The sequence below is a fragment of the Candidatus Villigracilis affinis genome, from assembly GCF_016705895.1.
Taxonomy (GTDB): Bacteria; Chloroflexota; Anaerolineae; order Anaerolineales; family Villigracilaceae; genus Villigracilis; species Villigracilis affinis.
Genome location: NZ_JADJKT010000036.1, coordinates 293,635 through 306,228 on the forward strand (window position 1 = coordinate 293,635; position 12,594 = coordinate 306,228).

The 12,594-nt window shown below is 50.0% G+C and carries 12 protein-coding genes; 8 read left to right on the forward strand and 4 right to left on the reverse strand.

The features are described 5' to 3' along the window. Positions 1-70: 70 nt before the first annotated feature. A complete protein-coding gene (gene tsf, locus IPI86_RS16530) occupies positions 71-682 on the reverse strand; it encodes a translation elongation factor Ts (protein WP_345299113.1) in 612 nt (203 codons plus the stop codon). A 37-nt stretch (positions 683-719) separates the two neighbouring features. Further along, positions 720-1,631, reverse strand: a complete 912-nt coding sequence (rpsB, locus tag IPI86_RS16535) for a 30S ribosomal protein S2 (protein ID WP_345299114.1) — start codon at positions 1,629-1,631, stop codon at positions 720-722. A gap of 200 nt (positions 1,632-1,831) precedes the next feature. Between rpsB and IPI86_RS16540 the strand changes: the two genes are divergently transcribed. Beyond that, entirely contained in the window at positions 1,832-3,139 is a 1,308-nt protein-coding gene (locus IPI86_RS16540; protein ID WP_345299115.1) for a glycosyltransferase family 87 protein, read from the forward strand. A gap of 164 nt (positions 3,140-3,303) precedes the next feature. Here IPI86_RS16540 and dnaA read toward each other — a convergent pair whose 3' ends face one another. Both dnaA and IPI86_RS16550 read right to left on the reverse strand, forming a co-directional pair. After that, positions 3,304-4,371 carry a chromosomal replication initiator protein DnaA gene (gene dnaA / locus IPI86_RS16545; RefSeq protein WP_345299116.1) on the reverse strand — a complete coding sequence of 356 codons (1,068 nt, stop codon included), beginning with the start codon at positions 4,369-4,371 and terminating at the stop codon, positions 3,304-3,306. Positions 4,372-4,825: 454 nt separating this feature from the next. Next, positions 4,826-6,511: a GAF domain-containing sensor histidine kinase gene (locus tag IPI86_RS16550; protein WP_345299117.1), complete on the reverse strand. Its 1,686-nt coding sequence runs from the start codon at positions 6,509-6,511 to the stop codon at positions 4,826-4,828. Positions 6,512-6,598: 87 nt separating this feature from the next. Here IPI86_RS16550 and IPI86_RS16555 point away from each other — a divergent pair, with 87 nt between their 5' ends. The 7 genes from IPI86_RS16555 (at position 6,599) to IPI86_RS16585 (ending at position 12,578) form a co-directional block, all read left to right on the forward strand. Continuing rightward, positions 6,599-7,888, forward strand: coding sequence for a hydroxymethylglutaryl-CoA reductase, degradative (locus tag IPI86_RS16555; RefSeq protein WP_345299118.1), 1,290 nt, complete (start codon positions 6,599-6,601; stop codon positions 7,886-7,888). A 7-nt stretch (positions 7,889-7,895) separates the two neighbouring features. Continuing rightward, a complete protein-coding gene (locus IPI86_RS16560; RefSeq protein WP_345299119.1) occupies positions 7,896-8,153 on the forward strand; it encodes a hypothetical protein in 258 nt (85 codons plus the stop codon). Then, a complete protein-coding gene (locus IPI86_RS16565) occupies positions 8,150-8,779 on the forward strand; it encodes a hypothetical protein (protein WP_345299120.1) in 630 nt (209 codons plus the stop codon). The genes IPI86_RS16560 and IPI86_RS16565 overlap by 4 nt, the downstream gene beginning before the upstream one ends. Continuing rightward, on the forward strand, positions 8,773-9,255 hold the full coding sequence (gene merB, locus IPI86_RS16570) for an organomercurial lyase (RefSeq protein ID WP_345299121.1): 483 nt from the start codon (positions 8,773-8,775) through the stop codon (positions 9,253-9,255). The genes IPI86_RS16565 and merB overlap by 7 nt, the downstream gene beginning before the upstream one ends. 228 nt (positions 9,256-9,483) lie before the next feature. Beyond that, a complete protein-coding gene (locus IPI86_RS16575; RefSeq protein ID WP_345299122.1) occupies positions 9,484-10,164 on the forward strand; it encodes a metallophosphoesterase family protein in 681 nt (226 codons plus the stop codon). Between the two features lie 272 nt (positions 10,165-10,436). Next, complete coding sequence (locus IPI86_RS16580) at positions 10,437-11,450, forward strand: hypothetical protein (RefSeq protein ID WP_345299123.1); 1,014 nt, start codon at positions 10,437-10,439, stop codon at positions 11,448-11,450. 45 nt (positions 11,451-11,495) lie between these two features. Beyond that, positions 11,496-12,578, forward strand: coding sequence for a hydroxymethylglutaryl-CoA synthase (locus IPI86_RS16585; RefSeq protein ID WP_345299124.1), 1,083 nt, complete (start codon positions 11,496-11,498; stop codon positions 12,576-12,578). Positions 12,579-12,594 lie beyond the last annotated feature (16 nt).

Consider the following 12,594-nt stretch of genomic DNA (forward strand, 5'->3'; position numbering starts at 1 on the left):
GGCCCAGCCTGACAAACAATATTTATTACCTACTATAAAAAAAGCCAACCCGAAGGCTGGCTTTTAAAGATTAATCGTTACTGTTCGCGCTTTCACCCAGTTCCCATCGCTGGAACCGGCGCACGATCACACTTTCGCCGATGGCGGCGACATTCTGCAAAACGAGTTTTTCGATGGTGAGAGATTCGTCGCGGATGTAGGTCTGGCGCATAAGACAAACTTCATCCTTGTACTTCTCAACGCGGCCTTCAACGATCTTGGAAAGCATCTTCTCAGGCTTGCCTTCTTCGATGGCACGGGCGCGGGCGATCTCGGATTCGTGTTCGAGTTCGGCGGCAGGAATTTCGTCAGCGGTGACATACTTCGGGGCGCTTGCAGCAATTTGCAGGGCGATCTCATGAGCGAGGTTGCGGAACTGTTCAGCGCGGGCGACAAAGTCGGTTTCGCAGTTCACTTCCACCATTACACCCACACGTCCACCACCGTGGGAATACATTTCCACAATGCCATTCGAGGCGACGCGGTCAGAGCGCTTGGCAGCGGTGGCCATGCCTTTTTCGCGCAGCCAATCCACAGCCTTTTGAAAATCACCGTTTGCTTCCTGAAGGGCCTTGCGGCAGTCCAGCATGGGAGCGCTGGTCGCGGCGCGCAAGTCCTTGATCATCTGTGTTGTTATTTCCATTTCACTATCCTTACTTTCGTGTTCGTCTTGATCTCGATTATCCAGCCGCAACGTCTGTGGCAGGGGCAGCAGCGTCATCAGCCGCGGGGACATCATCTGCCTTGCGGGTGACATTCAACTTCGCGAGTGTGGAAGCGCCAAGCAGGGAGTCTTCACCCACTTCTTCGGTATCCACATCAACAACAGGCTTGCGCGGACCACGGGTCTTGGGCTTGCTTTCAGCCTGGGCATCAGCGGAAGCAGACTGTTCAGGATCTTCATCCTTGCGCATGGCCTTGCCTTCGAGCACGGCATCAGCAACTTTGGCAACCAACAGCTTGATGGCGCGGATGGCGTCATCGTTGGAAGGAATGACATAGTCAACGTTTTGGGGATTGCAATTGGTATCGACCAACGCCACGATCGGGATCTTGAGCAGGTTCGCTTCGCGAACGGCAGCTTCTTCGCGACCGACATCGATGATGAAAAGCAGGTCAGGGCGGCGCTTCAAAATGCGGGCGCCAGACAAACGAGTTGACAGGCGGACGATATCGCGCTCGATCAACAGGCCTTCCTTTTTGGTCAGGCGATTGATCTCGTCTGAATTGCGCACCTTCTCAAGGCGTTCCAGTTCCTGAATACGCTTGGACATGGTGTTCCAGTTGGTGAGCATACCGCCCATCCAGCGTTCGGTTACGTAGGGCATGCCGCAGCGGGCAGCTTCTTCAGCCACAGTTTCCTGCGCCTGACGCTTGGTCCCAACAAACATGATCGTACCGCCATTCGCAACAGTATCGCGAATGACGTTATAACCCTGATTCAACAACTTGACAGTCTGTTGCAGGTCAATGATATGAATACCGTTACGCTCTGTGAAGATGTACGGTTTCATACGGGGATCCCACTTGTTTGTGCGATGTCCGAAGTGGACGCCGCTCTCAAGCAGGGCTTTCATGGAAATGACAGCCATTATTACTCCTTAACTTGTGCTGTTCACCAGCGCGCAGTTTAACTGGCGTGGAACAGAATGAGTTTAGCGGGGATACAGCCTTATCAGCCAGACCCGCTCAGGGACGCTTTTGCCCGTCCCAAGCAGAATGTGCCTTTTTCAAGGCCGCAGGATTATACCACGGGAAAATGCTATACTTGGCGAAAAAAATACGGACAAATATGAAGCCAATCCTCAAACAACTCCTGCTCCTTTTCGTCATTAACCTGCTCTTTTCCTTCGCAATTCAGGGGATCACCAATTACTTCGAGTTGAAGAACAACAAAATGGCAGTGGACCACGCCATCTGGATCTTCACCAGCGAGATTGGCGACGATTCCTGGCGACCGATGAAACTGGCCTTTGACCATTGGAAAGAATCTCAGGGACAGAGTCTGATCTACTCGGAATTACTACTTACCAGCAAGGTTAAATTCCAGTACCCCCCCACTGCATTGCTGATCACCCGTTTTATCGAAAACAATCAGATCAACCTGCTGGTTTTTTCAACCACGACCACATTCATTTTCCTGTTTCTGATGGTCGCAAGCGTGATCGCAATGACCATGTACTCCTACAGAAAATTGGATGCACCGCAGCTCAGCACAGGTGAAAAGACCGTCGTTGGCATTTTGCTGACGCTTTTGCTTTTCACCTTCTATCCTGCCGTCAAAGCTGGGACCCTCGGACAGATTCAAGTGTGGCTGAATGCCTTCTTCGCGCTGGCCATCCTATGTTATTTCACCGGCTATGAGACCATTGCAGGCATCCTGCTCGGGATGATGGCCTCCATCAAACCACAATATGCATTATTCATCATTTGGGGCCTATTCCGCGGCAATAAACGACTGGTCATCGCCATGATCGTCACAGGCGCGGTGGGGCTGCTCCTCGGAATCCGCGTTTTCGGTCTGGGCATGTACGTGGATTATTTCCGCGGCTTGAGTTTTCTCGCCCAACACGGCGAATCCTACTATTCCAACCAATCTTTCAACGGGATGGCAGGGCGAATTTTCGGAATACGTTACCCGGAGGTCTTCAACAACACCAAATGGCGCGGATATTACTTCCCGCCATACAACACCTGGATCTTTGCCTTTACCCAGATCACGACCATCGCCATCCTGCTGGTCGGATTGATCAAAACAAACAGTCAGTCAATTGAAGCGCGACACGCTGACTTCCTTCTGATGGGTCTGGCAGCCACGCTAGCCTCTCCCATTGCGTGGGAGCATCATTATGGCATTCTCTTCCCCATTTTCGTTTGTTTGGGGCTGTTCCTCTGGTATGGGGAAAACCTGGGCAGGAATCTCTGGGCAAAGGTCATATTTGTCATTTGTTATTTGCTGGCGGCAAATGTGATTCCCTTTACAAAATTCGTCGCGGATTCTTATCTGAATATCCTGCAATCCTACCTGTTCCTTGCGGCAGGAGGGGTGTTCATCATTTTGGTAATGGTGAAGCATCAATTTCGTAGGTCAGGCTTTTAGCCTGACATGTGACAAATAAAAAAATCCACCTCGCAAGTGAGGTCGATTTTTGATCTTGAAAATTCCTGTTATTTTTTATGCAACCCTTGCGAACTGGACCTGTTGTTTAGGCGGCCATATATTTTCTGCCCGCCTTCTAAGTTTTTCATCACCTGCAATTTTCTTTATCCCATACAACACTGTGCTGTGATCACGTCCTCTAAATCAGACAAGGCCACTTCCACGAGGCTGGGTGTGAGGGCAGATCCGCTCAAGTCAGCAAATGCGATGATGCGATTCAATGCGCCTTCAAGTTCACGAATATTGGATTGCACCTGTTTGGCGATGCTTTCCAGAATTTCATCTGAAATATGACGGCCCGTGCGCTCGGCTTTGGAGCGCAAAATGGCGAGACGGGTCTCAAAATCGGGAGCTTGAATATCGGCGCTTAACCCCCACTCAAAGCGGGAGCGCAGGCGTTCTTCCAAAGTGACCAGGGACTTGGGAGGGCGGTCAGACGAAACGATGATCTGTTTGTCCTGTCCGTGCAAGGTATTGAAGGTATGGAAGAACTCCTCCTGTGTGGATTCCTTGCCGGCAATGAATTGAATATCATCGACCAGCAATACGTCGGCGGAGCGGTATTTGTCGCGGAAGGCCTGGGTGGTATGGGTGCGAATGGCATTGATCATGTCATTCGTGAATTCTTCAGAGGAAACATATAGGACGTTCAAGCCGCTGGCATGGCAGGCATTGCCAGTGGCATGCAATAAGTGCGTTTTTCCAAGCCCCACGCCCCCGTACAGGAAAAGCGGATTGTAGGCACGGGCGGGCTTCTCGGCCACAGCCTGACAGGCTGCATGAGCAAGCCGATTGCCTGAACCTACAACATAAGTATCAAAGGTATAACGCGGATTAAGGGTAACATGACGCGGTTTTGGTTCGGGGGAGGTAATTTCGATCGAAGCAGGAACAGCTTCGGCGTCAGCGTGTGAATCGATCTCATCCGCCTGAGAAACGACAAAATCGACAGCCACATTCGAGTTCAATATTCCGATCAACAAACGGCTGACACTACTCGCGAGGCGGCTTTCCAGCCAGTCACGTGCATAGGCATTGCGTACGCCAACGGTAATAACCCCGTTGTCATAGGCAATCGGACGTGTATCACGCACCCAGGTGTCGAAGGACGCGCGGGGCATTTCCATTTGAAGTTGTGCGAGTACTGATTGCCAGGCCTGCTCAGCGTTCATAAATTTTCCTTGGATAATGTCGATAGAGTGCAAAAATTCAACCCGCTTTTTTTCCGCGGTTCATTCGGAGGTGGTCATATTCTCTTTTTATTTTTTATAGAGATTTGGATGCGGAGGGCATAAATCCATTTTATCAGCGTGCCTACATTCTAGCAGATACTTTCCATAGATAACAAGGCGTTACACCTACGTTAAGTTAAAAAGATTTGTTTTTTTAAGGTTGGCTTACGTTAACGAAACATTATGCATTCAATTCTAATTATGTGGTGCAATAGAACAGGCGTTTCAGCCAAGCACACCGACTTTTGGTCTTCCACCCCCCATATATGGGTATCAGGGGGTATTGACTGGCTTCCGTCACATATCTATCTTAAAAAATCAAAAGGCCTAACATTTTTAAAACATATTAAATGAGACTCAAGTTCCCGGGATTCATTCTGCAATAAAACATGTTTCAGTTGATCACACGGCCAATGATGCGTGGAACCCATACAAGTATGGTTGTTCCTTCACCAAGTGTTGATGATATATCGAACTCACCTCCCACTGCATGTGCGCGAGTCTGCATGTTCGCGAGTCCATGGCCGATGGATGAATGCATCTTCTCTGTATCAAAGCCTTTTCCATCATCACTGATCTCCAACAAGGCGCGTTCGTTGGTGGTCCAGATGGCAACTTGAACATTTTTTGCCTTTGCATGCTTGGCTGCGTTGGCCAAAGCCTCCTGACATATATGAAACAGCGCTAAAGATTGAGAGTGAGGCAGGTCTTTCAAGTCTGATTCAGGTCCGGTGAAGTTCACTTCTGAGAAAGTATGGGCGCGATACTCTGCAATCAGGCGTTTGACTCCGTTCAACAAGCCTTCATTACCAAGTTGACGCGGTCTCAAGTCAAGAATATAAGCGCGGATATCGCGAATCGCCTGGTTTAGCCCGCCAATCGCTTGATGAATGCGCTCTTTCGCCGCTTGAGGGTCTTCATTCAACATGAGCTGCGCCCCTTCAAGCCCCAACCCCACCCCATAAATGGATTGAATGATGCCATCATGCAGGTCCATGCCGATGCGGTCGCGTTCTTCGAGCACGGCAAGACGGCGCGCATTCGAGTGCAGGCGCGCATTTTCTATCGCAAGCCCCGCCCATGCGCCTACCGCAATGAGCATTTGAATGTTTCTTTCATCCAGCGGCTCATTGGCGCGGGTGGCAACACTCATCACACCCATAAGATTCTCACCTGAAATCAAAGGAATACACGCAAGCTGTTGAAAACCAGCCTGAACCACAGCATCGCGCAAAAAATTTGTGTCACTAGCCAACTGCCTGCCAATCATCGGCTGGCGGCTTTTGGCAACAATGCCAGGGTATCCCTCGCCCACTGTAAAAATATTACGAGTCCAAAACGCCTCGGCAGCCTGACCGCGATGCAAAACCATGCGCAGGGTATTCTTATCCTCTTCCAGAAGGAAGATATCGCCAGCTTCCACTTTCATGTAGTTCATCACAAGCCCAAGGGTCTTGTTCAGAATCTCGTCGAGTTCTAGGCTTGAGGTCAGGGTGGATGCGATACCGTTAAGCAGGGACATATCCACGTTGCGGCGCGTCAGCGTCAGATCGCGCTGTTTCATCTGCTCGTATAATCGCGCGTTCTTGATGGCGGTGGCGGCAAACGAGGCCAGCATTTGGATGATCATTTCGTCATCGGCGCTGAATTCAGGCGCATCTATTTTTTCGGTGAGGTAGATCTGCCCCAGCTGCTTGTCACCAACGCGGATGGGCACGCCTAAAAACGAAACCATGCGCGGGTGATTCGACGGAAAGCCCACCGAGCGCGGATGGTCATGGATCACAGGAATGCGGATCGGGGTTTCGGTATTCATCAATGCGCCGATCAACCCAAGACCGATGGGCGGGTGTACTATTCTTTTTATTTCCTTATCCGTCATGCCCACGGAAATGAACTGGCTGAGCTTCCCATCATCATCCAACACACCCAGGGCGGCGTAACGCGCTTCGGCCTGCTCACAAGCAGTGGAGACGATACGCTCAAGCAAGGTCTCAAGCGAAACATCCTTCACCAGTTCAAGGCTGGCGCGATGAAGCGCGAATAAGCGTTCCTGCAATTGTTCACGGGTTAATAGCATAAAAGACACCTCCCAGACATTATAATCAATCCGTTGCTTTTTGATAGAATTTGAAAGAACGCCAATCCTATACTTGGGACAATCAAAATGACCAATTCGCGCATCCCCGGATTTTACAACCTGACCCTCGAAGAACGCCGTGCCAAACTGGCGGAAGCCTCGAATCGGACTCCCGAAGACCTGCTCCCGTGGACAACAGGCGGAATCTCCGCTGAATCAGCCGACCACATGATCGAAAACGTGGTGGGCCTGCATTCCCTGCCCCTCGGCATTGGACTCAATTTCATGGTGAACGGACGCGATGTGTTGATTCCGTTTGCGGTAGAGGAACCCTCGGTCGTGGCGGGCGCATCGTTCATGGCAAAACTTGCCCGTGCTGGCGGTGGATTCACAGCCACCACCACCGAGCCGTTGATGATCGGCCAGATGCAGCTCATCAACGTAGTCAACATGAACGAAGCGCGATTAAAAATTTACGAGCACAAAGCTGAATTACTTGCCATCGCCGATGCCATTGACCCTGTATTGAAAAAATTCGGCGGCGGCGCACGTGACTTGGAAGTGCGGACCATTGAAGAATCGGCTATCGGACCATTTCTCGTCCTGCACCTCATTTATGATGTGCGCGATGCCATGGGCGCGAACGCGGTCAACACCGCTTGCGAAAAACTCGCCCCGCAGATCGAAGCCATCACAGGCGGAAAAGTCCATCTGCGTATTTTGTCCAATCTGGCAGACCGCAGAATTGCGCGCGTGCGTTGTACCATACCAGTGAGCGAACTCACCGTCGGTTTTGAATCCTTCAAAGGCGAGACTGTGCGCGATGGCATTATCGCCGCGTACGCCTTCGCCGCATCCGATCCATATCGCGCGGCGACACATAACAAAGGTATTATGAATGGCGTGGACTCGGTGGTCATCGCTACGGGCAACGATTGGCGTGCCATCGAAGCAGGCGCACACGCCTACGCCGCCCGCAATGGAAAATACACCTCACTTTCCACTTGGGGCAAGGACAAGGACGGCAATCTTGTCGGAACGCTCGAAATGCCCATGGCGGTCGGTATTGTCGGTGGCGCGACTAAAGTTCATCCTGCCGCGCAAGCCGCTGTCAAATTAATGGGCATCAAAACCGCCAATGAACTGGCTGAGATCATCGTTTCGGTGGGACTCGCCCAAAATATGGCCGCCCTGCGTGCCCTCGCCACCGAAGGCATCCAACGCGGACATATGTCCCTGCATGCCAGGCAGGTTGCCATCGCAGCAGGCGCGAGCGGCGAATTGATCGAAAAAGTCGCCGCGCAGATGGTGGCTGAGAAGGTCGTGAGAAGCGACCGGGCTGAAGAGATTTTGAAGGCGATGGAAAGTGGAAAGTAGGAGGAAAATGGAAAAGAAGAAATTCCTCACCCCCGAAGAAATTTCCGCCATCGTGGATGGATTCGATCCTATTGATTGGGTACAAATGGAGTTGTTGGCGAAAATGCCGTTTGAAAAACGTCTTATCCCTGGCTTAAATGCGCAAGAATTTGCAATGGCTGGTTTACGAGGTACTTTTAAAAAAAAGTTTCCTGAATTAACTATGTCGGAAATCAACATGAAAGTATTGGCTTATTTAACTCCTGTGCGAATGGAGATCCAATGACGGCAGTTTCGTTTTACGTACAAATTGTCCAAGCACTGGATGAAATTGACGCGCCTTATATGATCGTCGGCGCATTTGGGGGCTATCCTTTTGGCATTACACGCGTAACTTTTGACATTGACATTCTTGTAGATTTACGCGAACAGGATTTTGAAGCCTTGTCACAAAGATTTCCATTACCACGTTATTATGCAGACCCTGAAATGATGAGAAATTCCATCCAAATGGGGATCATGTTCAACATTATAGATACAAATGAAGGTATCAAAGCCGATCTTGTACCGCTAAAACGAGAACCTGATTACGAGGTTGCATTTAAGCGCCGAGTACACCGTAATTTTGTTGACCCTGCGGGAAACACATTTACAGCCTGGGTCGCTCAACCAACGGATATCATCATCGGGAAATTACAGGCGTGGAATGAAGGCAGATCAGATAAACATCCTAAAGATATTTTTGCAATTCTTTTCTTTTGCCTGAGTGGATACAGCGATTACGAAGTTAACTTAGATGAAGTCACCAAAGAAGCCGCTCAGATTGGAAGAGAGACTCTTGATATGTGGAATAAAACACTTGCAAGAGCAAGGGGAGAAATCGAAAAGGGAGATTCACCGCGCAAATGGTAGATATCCTCTGGCAAGTACGGGCTTTTGTCTACAGCCATTTCGCGGACACAACCCGTCCGCCCAGCGTGGAGGAGACTGCTGCGCACTTTAACATCAAAACCGAAGAAGCTGGCGAACTTTACAAGGAATTGAACAACCGCCACTCCTTCTTCCTTGAACCAGAGACATTGACCATCCGCATGGCGAATCCGTTCTCTGGCATCCCCACGGATTTCAAGGTTCATGTGAATGGCAAGACGTATTTTGCCAACTGCGCCTGGGATATGCTCGGCATCCCCGCCGCCCTGCACAGTGACGCGGTTATTGACGCGATTTTCACCGAAAGCAACGAATCGATTCAATTGGAAGTAAAGGATGGCAAGGTTATAAATTATGCTCAAGGCGGCGTCCCCGCCGAGGACGGCGGCTCAAGCAGTTTGCTGATTCACTTCCCCCTGCCCTTCACCCGCTGGTACGACGACCTCGTCTTCACCTGAGCAACCATGCTGCTCTTCCGGTCGGAGGAATGGATTGAAAAATGGTGCAAGCGAAATCATCTCGAACGCGGAGAAATGCTGACAATCGATCAAGTTTGGGAACTCTCAAAACTCTGGTATCACAACCGCATGTCCGTGGATTATCACGGGCGAAGCATGGAGCAAGTCGCAGAGATTTTTAGGAAAGCCGGATTAACTTCCAAGTTTTGGTATCCACGGAGTTGAAAAATGAGAATAATAGTTTTATCTGATGTTCATGGCAATTGTCTGGCGCTCGAGACCGTAGTGGAAGATGCCAAAAAGAAAGGCTTCGACCAGATTGTCTGTAATGGCGACATGATTCAAAGCGGACCTCAACCGCACGAAACTGTCCAACTTCTGCGCGAGTTGAAATGCCCAGTCGTGATGGGCAATTCCGATGCCTGGCTATTGACCGGGATCGAGACCGATGCACATTTAATATCGGAAGAACGGCGCAAGAAACTGGACATCGTCCGCGAGTGGTCGTTGAGTAAGCTAAATGATGAAGACCGAGCTTTTATTAATTCCTTTCAACCGACTGTCATAGTTGAACTGGGAGGCGATAAACACCTGCTCGCTTTTCACGGCTCGCCCACATCGTTCGACCAGGCCCTTTTACCATCTACGCCCGAGGATGAATTTCAAGAAATTCTCAAACCGTATGCAGGTCATATCCTTACAGGTGGACACACGCACCTTCAATTTACACGCCGACTGCGCGACAGCCAGAATTTTTTCTTCAACCCCGGCAGCGTCGGTGTTGCGGTCAATCCCGAACATACGAACGAACAAAATCTGCTCGATCCCTGGGCAGAATACGCTATTCTAACGGTTGAAAAATTCAACACCCAGGCTGGAGTTTGTCCGTGTAATATTGGACATGGATAAGATGACTGAAATTTATCGTGCAAGCGACAGACCCTTTGCGGACGAAATGATGGACCAATATACATCCTATAAATAGAAAATAAGCCTGACCAAGTTGCAGAGGTTTTCAGGCAGGCTGGGCTGACATCGAAGTTTTGGCTCGGTTCGGGATAAATCCCTTCCTCAGTTCATGAAAGTCAGCTATCCACACGGTACTTCGCAAGAGCCGACTTGCTCATCAGCCCTCGATGCTTTACCGCAAAAATCGCCTCAAAGAAAGAGATCCTTGGGAAATGCAAATCAAAAAAACTTCTTGGAATCCCTGGTTAATCGTAGGTACAGGTTCTTTTGTATATGTCATTTGCTTAGTCTGCATATGTGCGGTTTTAGTTGGAAGCAGATTTCCATCTTCTAAAGATGTAGTCGTTGGCTTGATAACCCCTGTTCCTCTCATAACTCCCATCCCACTGCCAGGCACAATTGAAGAAGTTAAGTCCCAATGCGCAAATGGAGAATGCATTCAAGCTTGTTTAAATCATGTAGACAGTGAAATAAGAGAAACAAATTTGGTTTTGCCGAAATACCCAGAAGAAGATATCAACCTTGTATACTACGGGATAAACGACTTGGATGAACTGGACAAACCTAGAACATTTAACGTTCAACCAGATATCCTCCCTTTTCAGCAAGATACAGACAGTCACAAATTAATATGGAAATACCTTAAAACATTATTCCCCCAAGAAACCCGTCCAGACCTGGTGACATTTGGAATTTATGTAAGTTCAAAATCAGATGGAAAATTCGACACCACCCTGACCGAAAACTGGATCATGAAAATCAACCTTCTTGTTCTGGAAGATTCGTTCTACCTTACCAATGCTGTCATCCACGAATACGGACATTATTTGACGTTAAATATCTCACAAAGAGATGAAAGCAATATCTGCAGGCAGGAATGGCTTCACGGATGTCAAGCCGCAGATTCATACTTGCATCATTTTTATCTGAAATTCTGGGAAGATATTTACCCGGAACTAGACGAACTTGACTGGGACTCGCCAGAATATGAAAAAGAACTGGATTTGTTCTATCAAAAGTACAAAGACAGATTCATAAACGACTATGCCGCCACAGACCCGGTGGAGGACAGTGCAGAAACATGGACAGCTTTTATCCTCGAGCCCCCACCAGCAGGCAACTCAATACCTGAACAAAAAATCAACTTTTTTTATTCTTATCCGGAATTAGTACAATTAAGGTACCAGATCATTAAAGGCATATGCACATTTGAGCAAGCTCAATAGGTCAAGGATACAAAATCCATTTTTACAAAACTGCAAGGAAACTAAATGACAACCCCTCACCCTAATCCCTCTCCCACCCTCCTCAAACCCATCAAGCCCGTCGGCATTATCGGCTATGGCGCGTATGTGCCACGATACCGTCTGCCTGCAAAGGAAGTCGCGCGTGTATGGACAGGCAAGACCAGCGGAATGCCCATCAAAGAGAAAGCCGTGCCCGGGCTCGATGAAGACGTGATCACCATGTCGATCGAAGCGGCGCGGAATGCGATGGCGCGCGCTCAAATTGACCCAACCGAACTGCGCGCCGTGTGGGTCGGGTCAGAGTCGCATCCGTATGCGGTGAAACCAACTTCAACGTTGGTCGCAGAAGCGATCGGCGCCGTCCCCAACACCCAAGGCGCGGATTTTGAATTCGCCTGCAAAGCAGGCACCGAAGCCCTCGTCGCTGCGATGGGATTGGTTGGTTCGGGCATGGGACATTACGCCATGGCCATCGGCATGGACACTGCGCAAGGCAAGCCCGGCGACGCGCTCGAATACACCGCTGGAGCGGGCGGCGGCGCGTATATCATCGGCCCCGCCGAAGAGTCATTGGCGGTCATCAATTCGTCCTATTCCTACGTAACCGACACGCCCGATTTTTGGCGGCGCGAATATCAAAAATATCCCGAACACGGCATGCGCTTCACGGGCGAGCCCGCCTACTTCAAACACATCACCGAAGCCGCCACCCATCTCATGGAAGCCAGCGGCACCACCGCCAAAGATTACAAGTGGGCGATCTTCCACCAGCCGAACACAAAATTCCCGCAGCGCGTCGCAGGTCAACTCGGATTTTCGATGGAGCAGATCGAGCCCGGGCTTTTGGTTCCCATCATCGGGAATACCTACGCAGGCGCAGCCATGATCGGCTTGACTGCGACTCTCGACATCGCCCAACCCGGCGACAGGATTCTCGTCGTCTCTTTCGGCTCTGGCGCAGGGTCAGACGCCTTCGACATCACCGTCACCGACAAAGTGACTGCCAAGCAAAACCTCGCCACAACAACCCGTGAATACATCGCCCGCCGCAGTGAAATTGATTACGCCACGTATGTGAGATTCCGCGGCAAGCTGGCGATGAAATAAAAGGAATAGGGAATAG

Excerpts from the sequence above, each read along its gene's own strand:
- tsf (WP_345299113.1), bottom strand. The coding sequence starts at position 682 with ATGGAAATAACAACACAGATGATCAAGGACTTGCGCGCCGCGACCAGC.
- rpsB (WP_345299114.1), bottom strand. The coding sequence starts at position 1,631 with ATGGCTGTCATTTCCATGAAAGCCCTGCTTGAGAGCGGCGTCCACTTC.
- IPI86_RS16540 (WP_345299115.1), top strand. The coding sequence starts at position 1,832 with ATGAAGCCAATCCTCAAACAACTCCTGCTCCTTTTCGTCATTAACCTG.
- dnaA (WP_345299116.1), bottom strand. The coding sequence starts at position 4,371 with ATGAACGCTGAGCAGGCCTGGCAATCAGTACTCGCACAACTTCAAATG.
- IPI86_RS16550 (WP_345299117.1), bottom strand. The coding sequence starts at position 6,511 with ATGCTATTAACCCGTGAACAATTGCAGGAACGCTTATTCGCGCTTCAT.
- IPI86_RS16555 (WP_345299118.1), top strand. The coding sequence starts at position 6,599 with ATGACCAATTCGCGCATCCCCGGATTTTACAACCTGACCCTCGAAGAA.
- IPI86_RS16560 (WP_345299119.1), top strand. The coding sequence starts at position 7,896 with ATGGAAAAGAAGAAATTCCTCACCCCCGAAGAAATTTCCGCCATCGTG.
- IPI86_RS16565 (WP_345299120.1), top strand. The coding sequence starts at position 8,150 with ATGACGGCAGTTTCGTTTTACGTACAAATTGTCCAAGCACTGGATGAA.
- merB (WP_345299121.1), top strand. The coding sequence starts at position 8,773 with ATGGTAGATATCCTCTGGCAAGTACGGGCTTTTGTCTACAGCCATTTC.
- IPI86_RS16575 (WP_345299122.1), top strand. The coding sequence starts at position 9,484 with ATGAGAATAATAGTTTTATCTGATGTTCATGGCAATTGTCTGGCGCTC.
- IPI86_RS16580 (WP_345299123.1), top strand. The coding sequence starts at position 10,437 with ATGCAAATCAAAAAAACTTCTTGGAATCCCTGGTTAATCGTAGGTACA.
- IPI86_RS16585 (WP_345299124.1), top strand. The coding sequence starts at position 11,496 with ATGACAACCCCTCACCCTAATCCCTCTCCCACCCTCCTCAAACCCATC.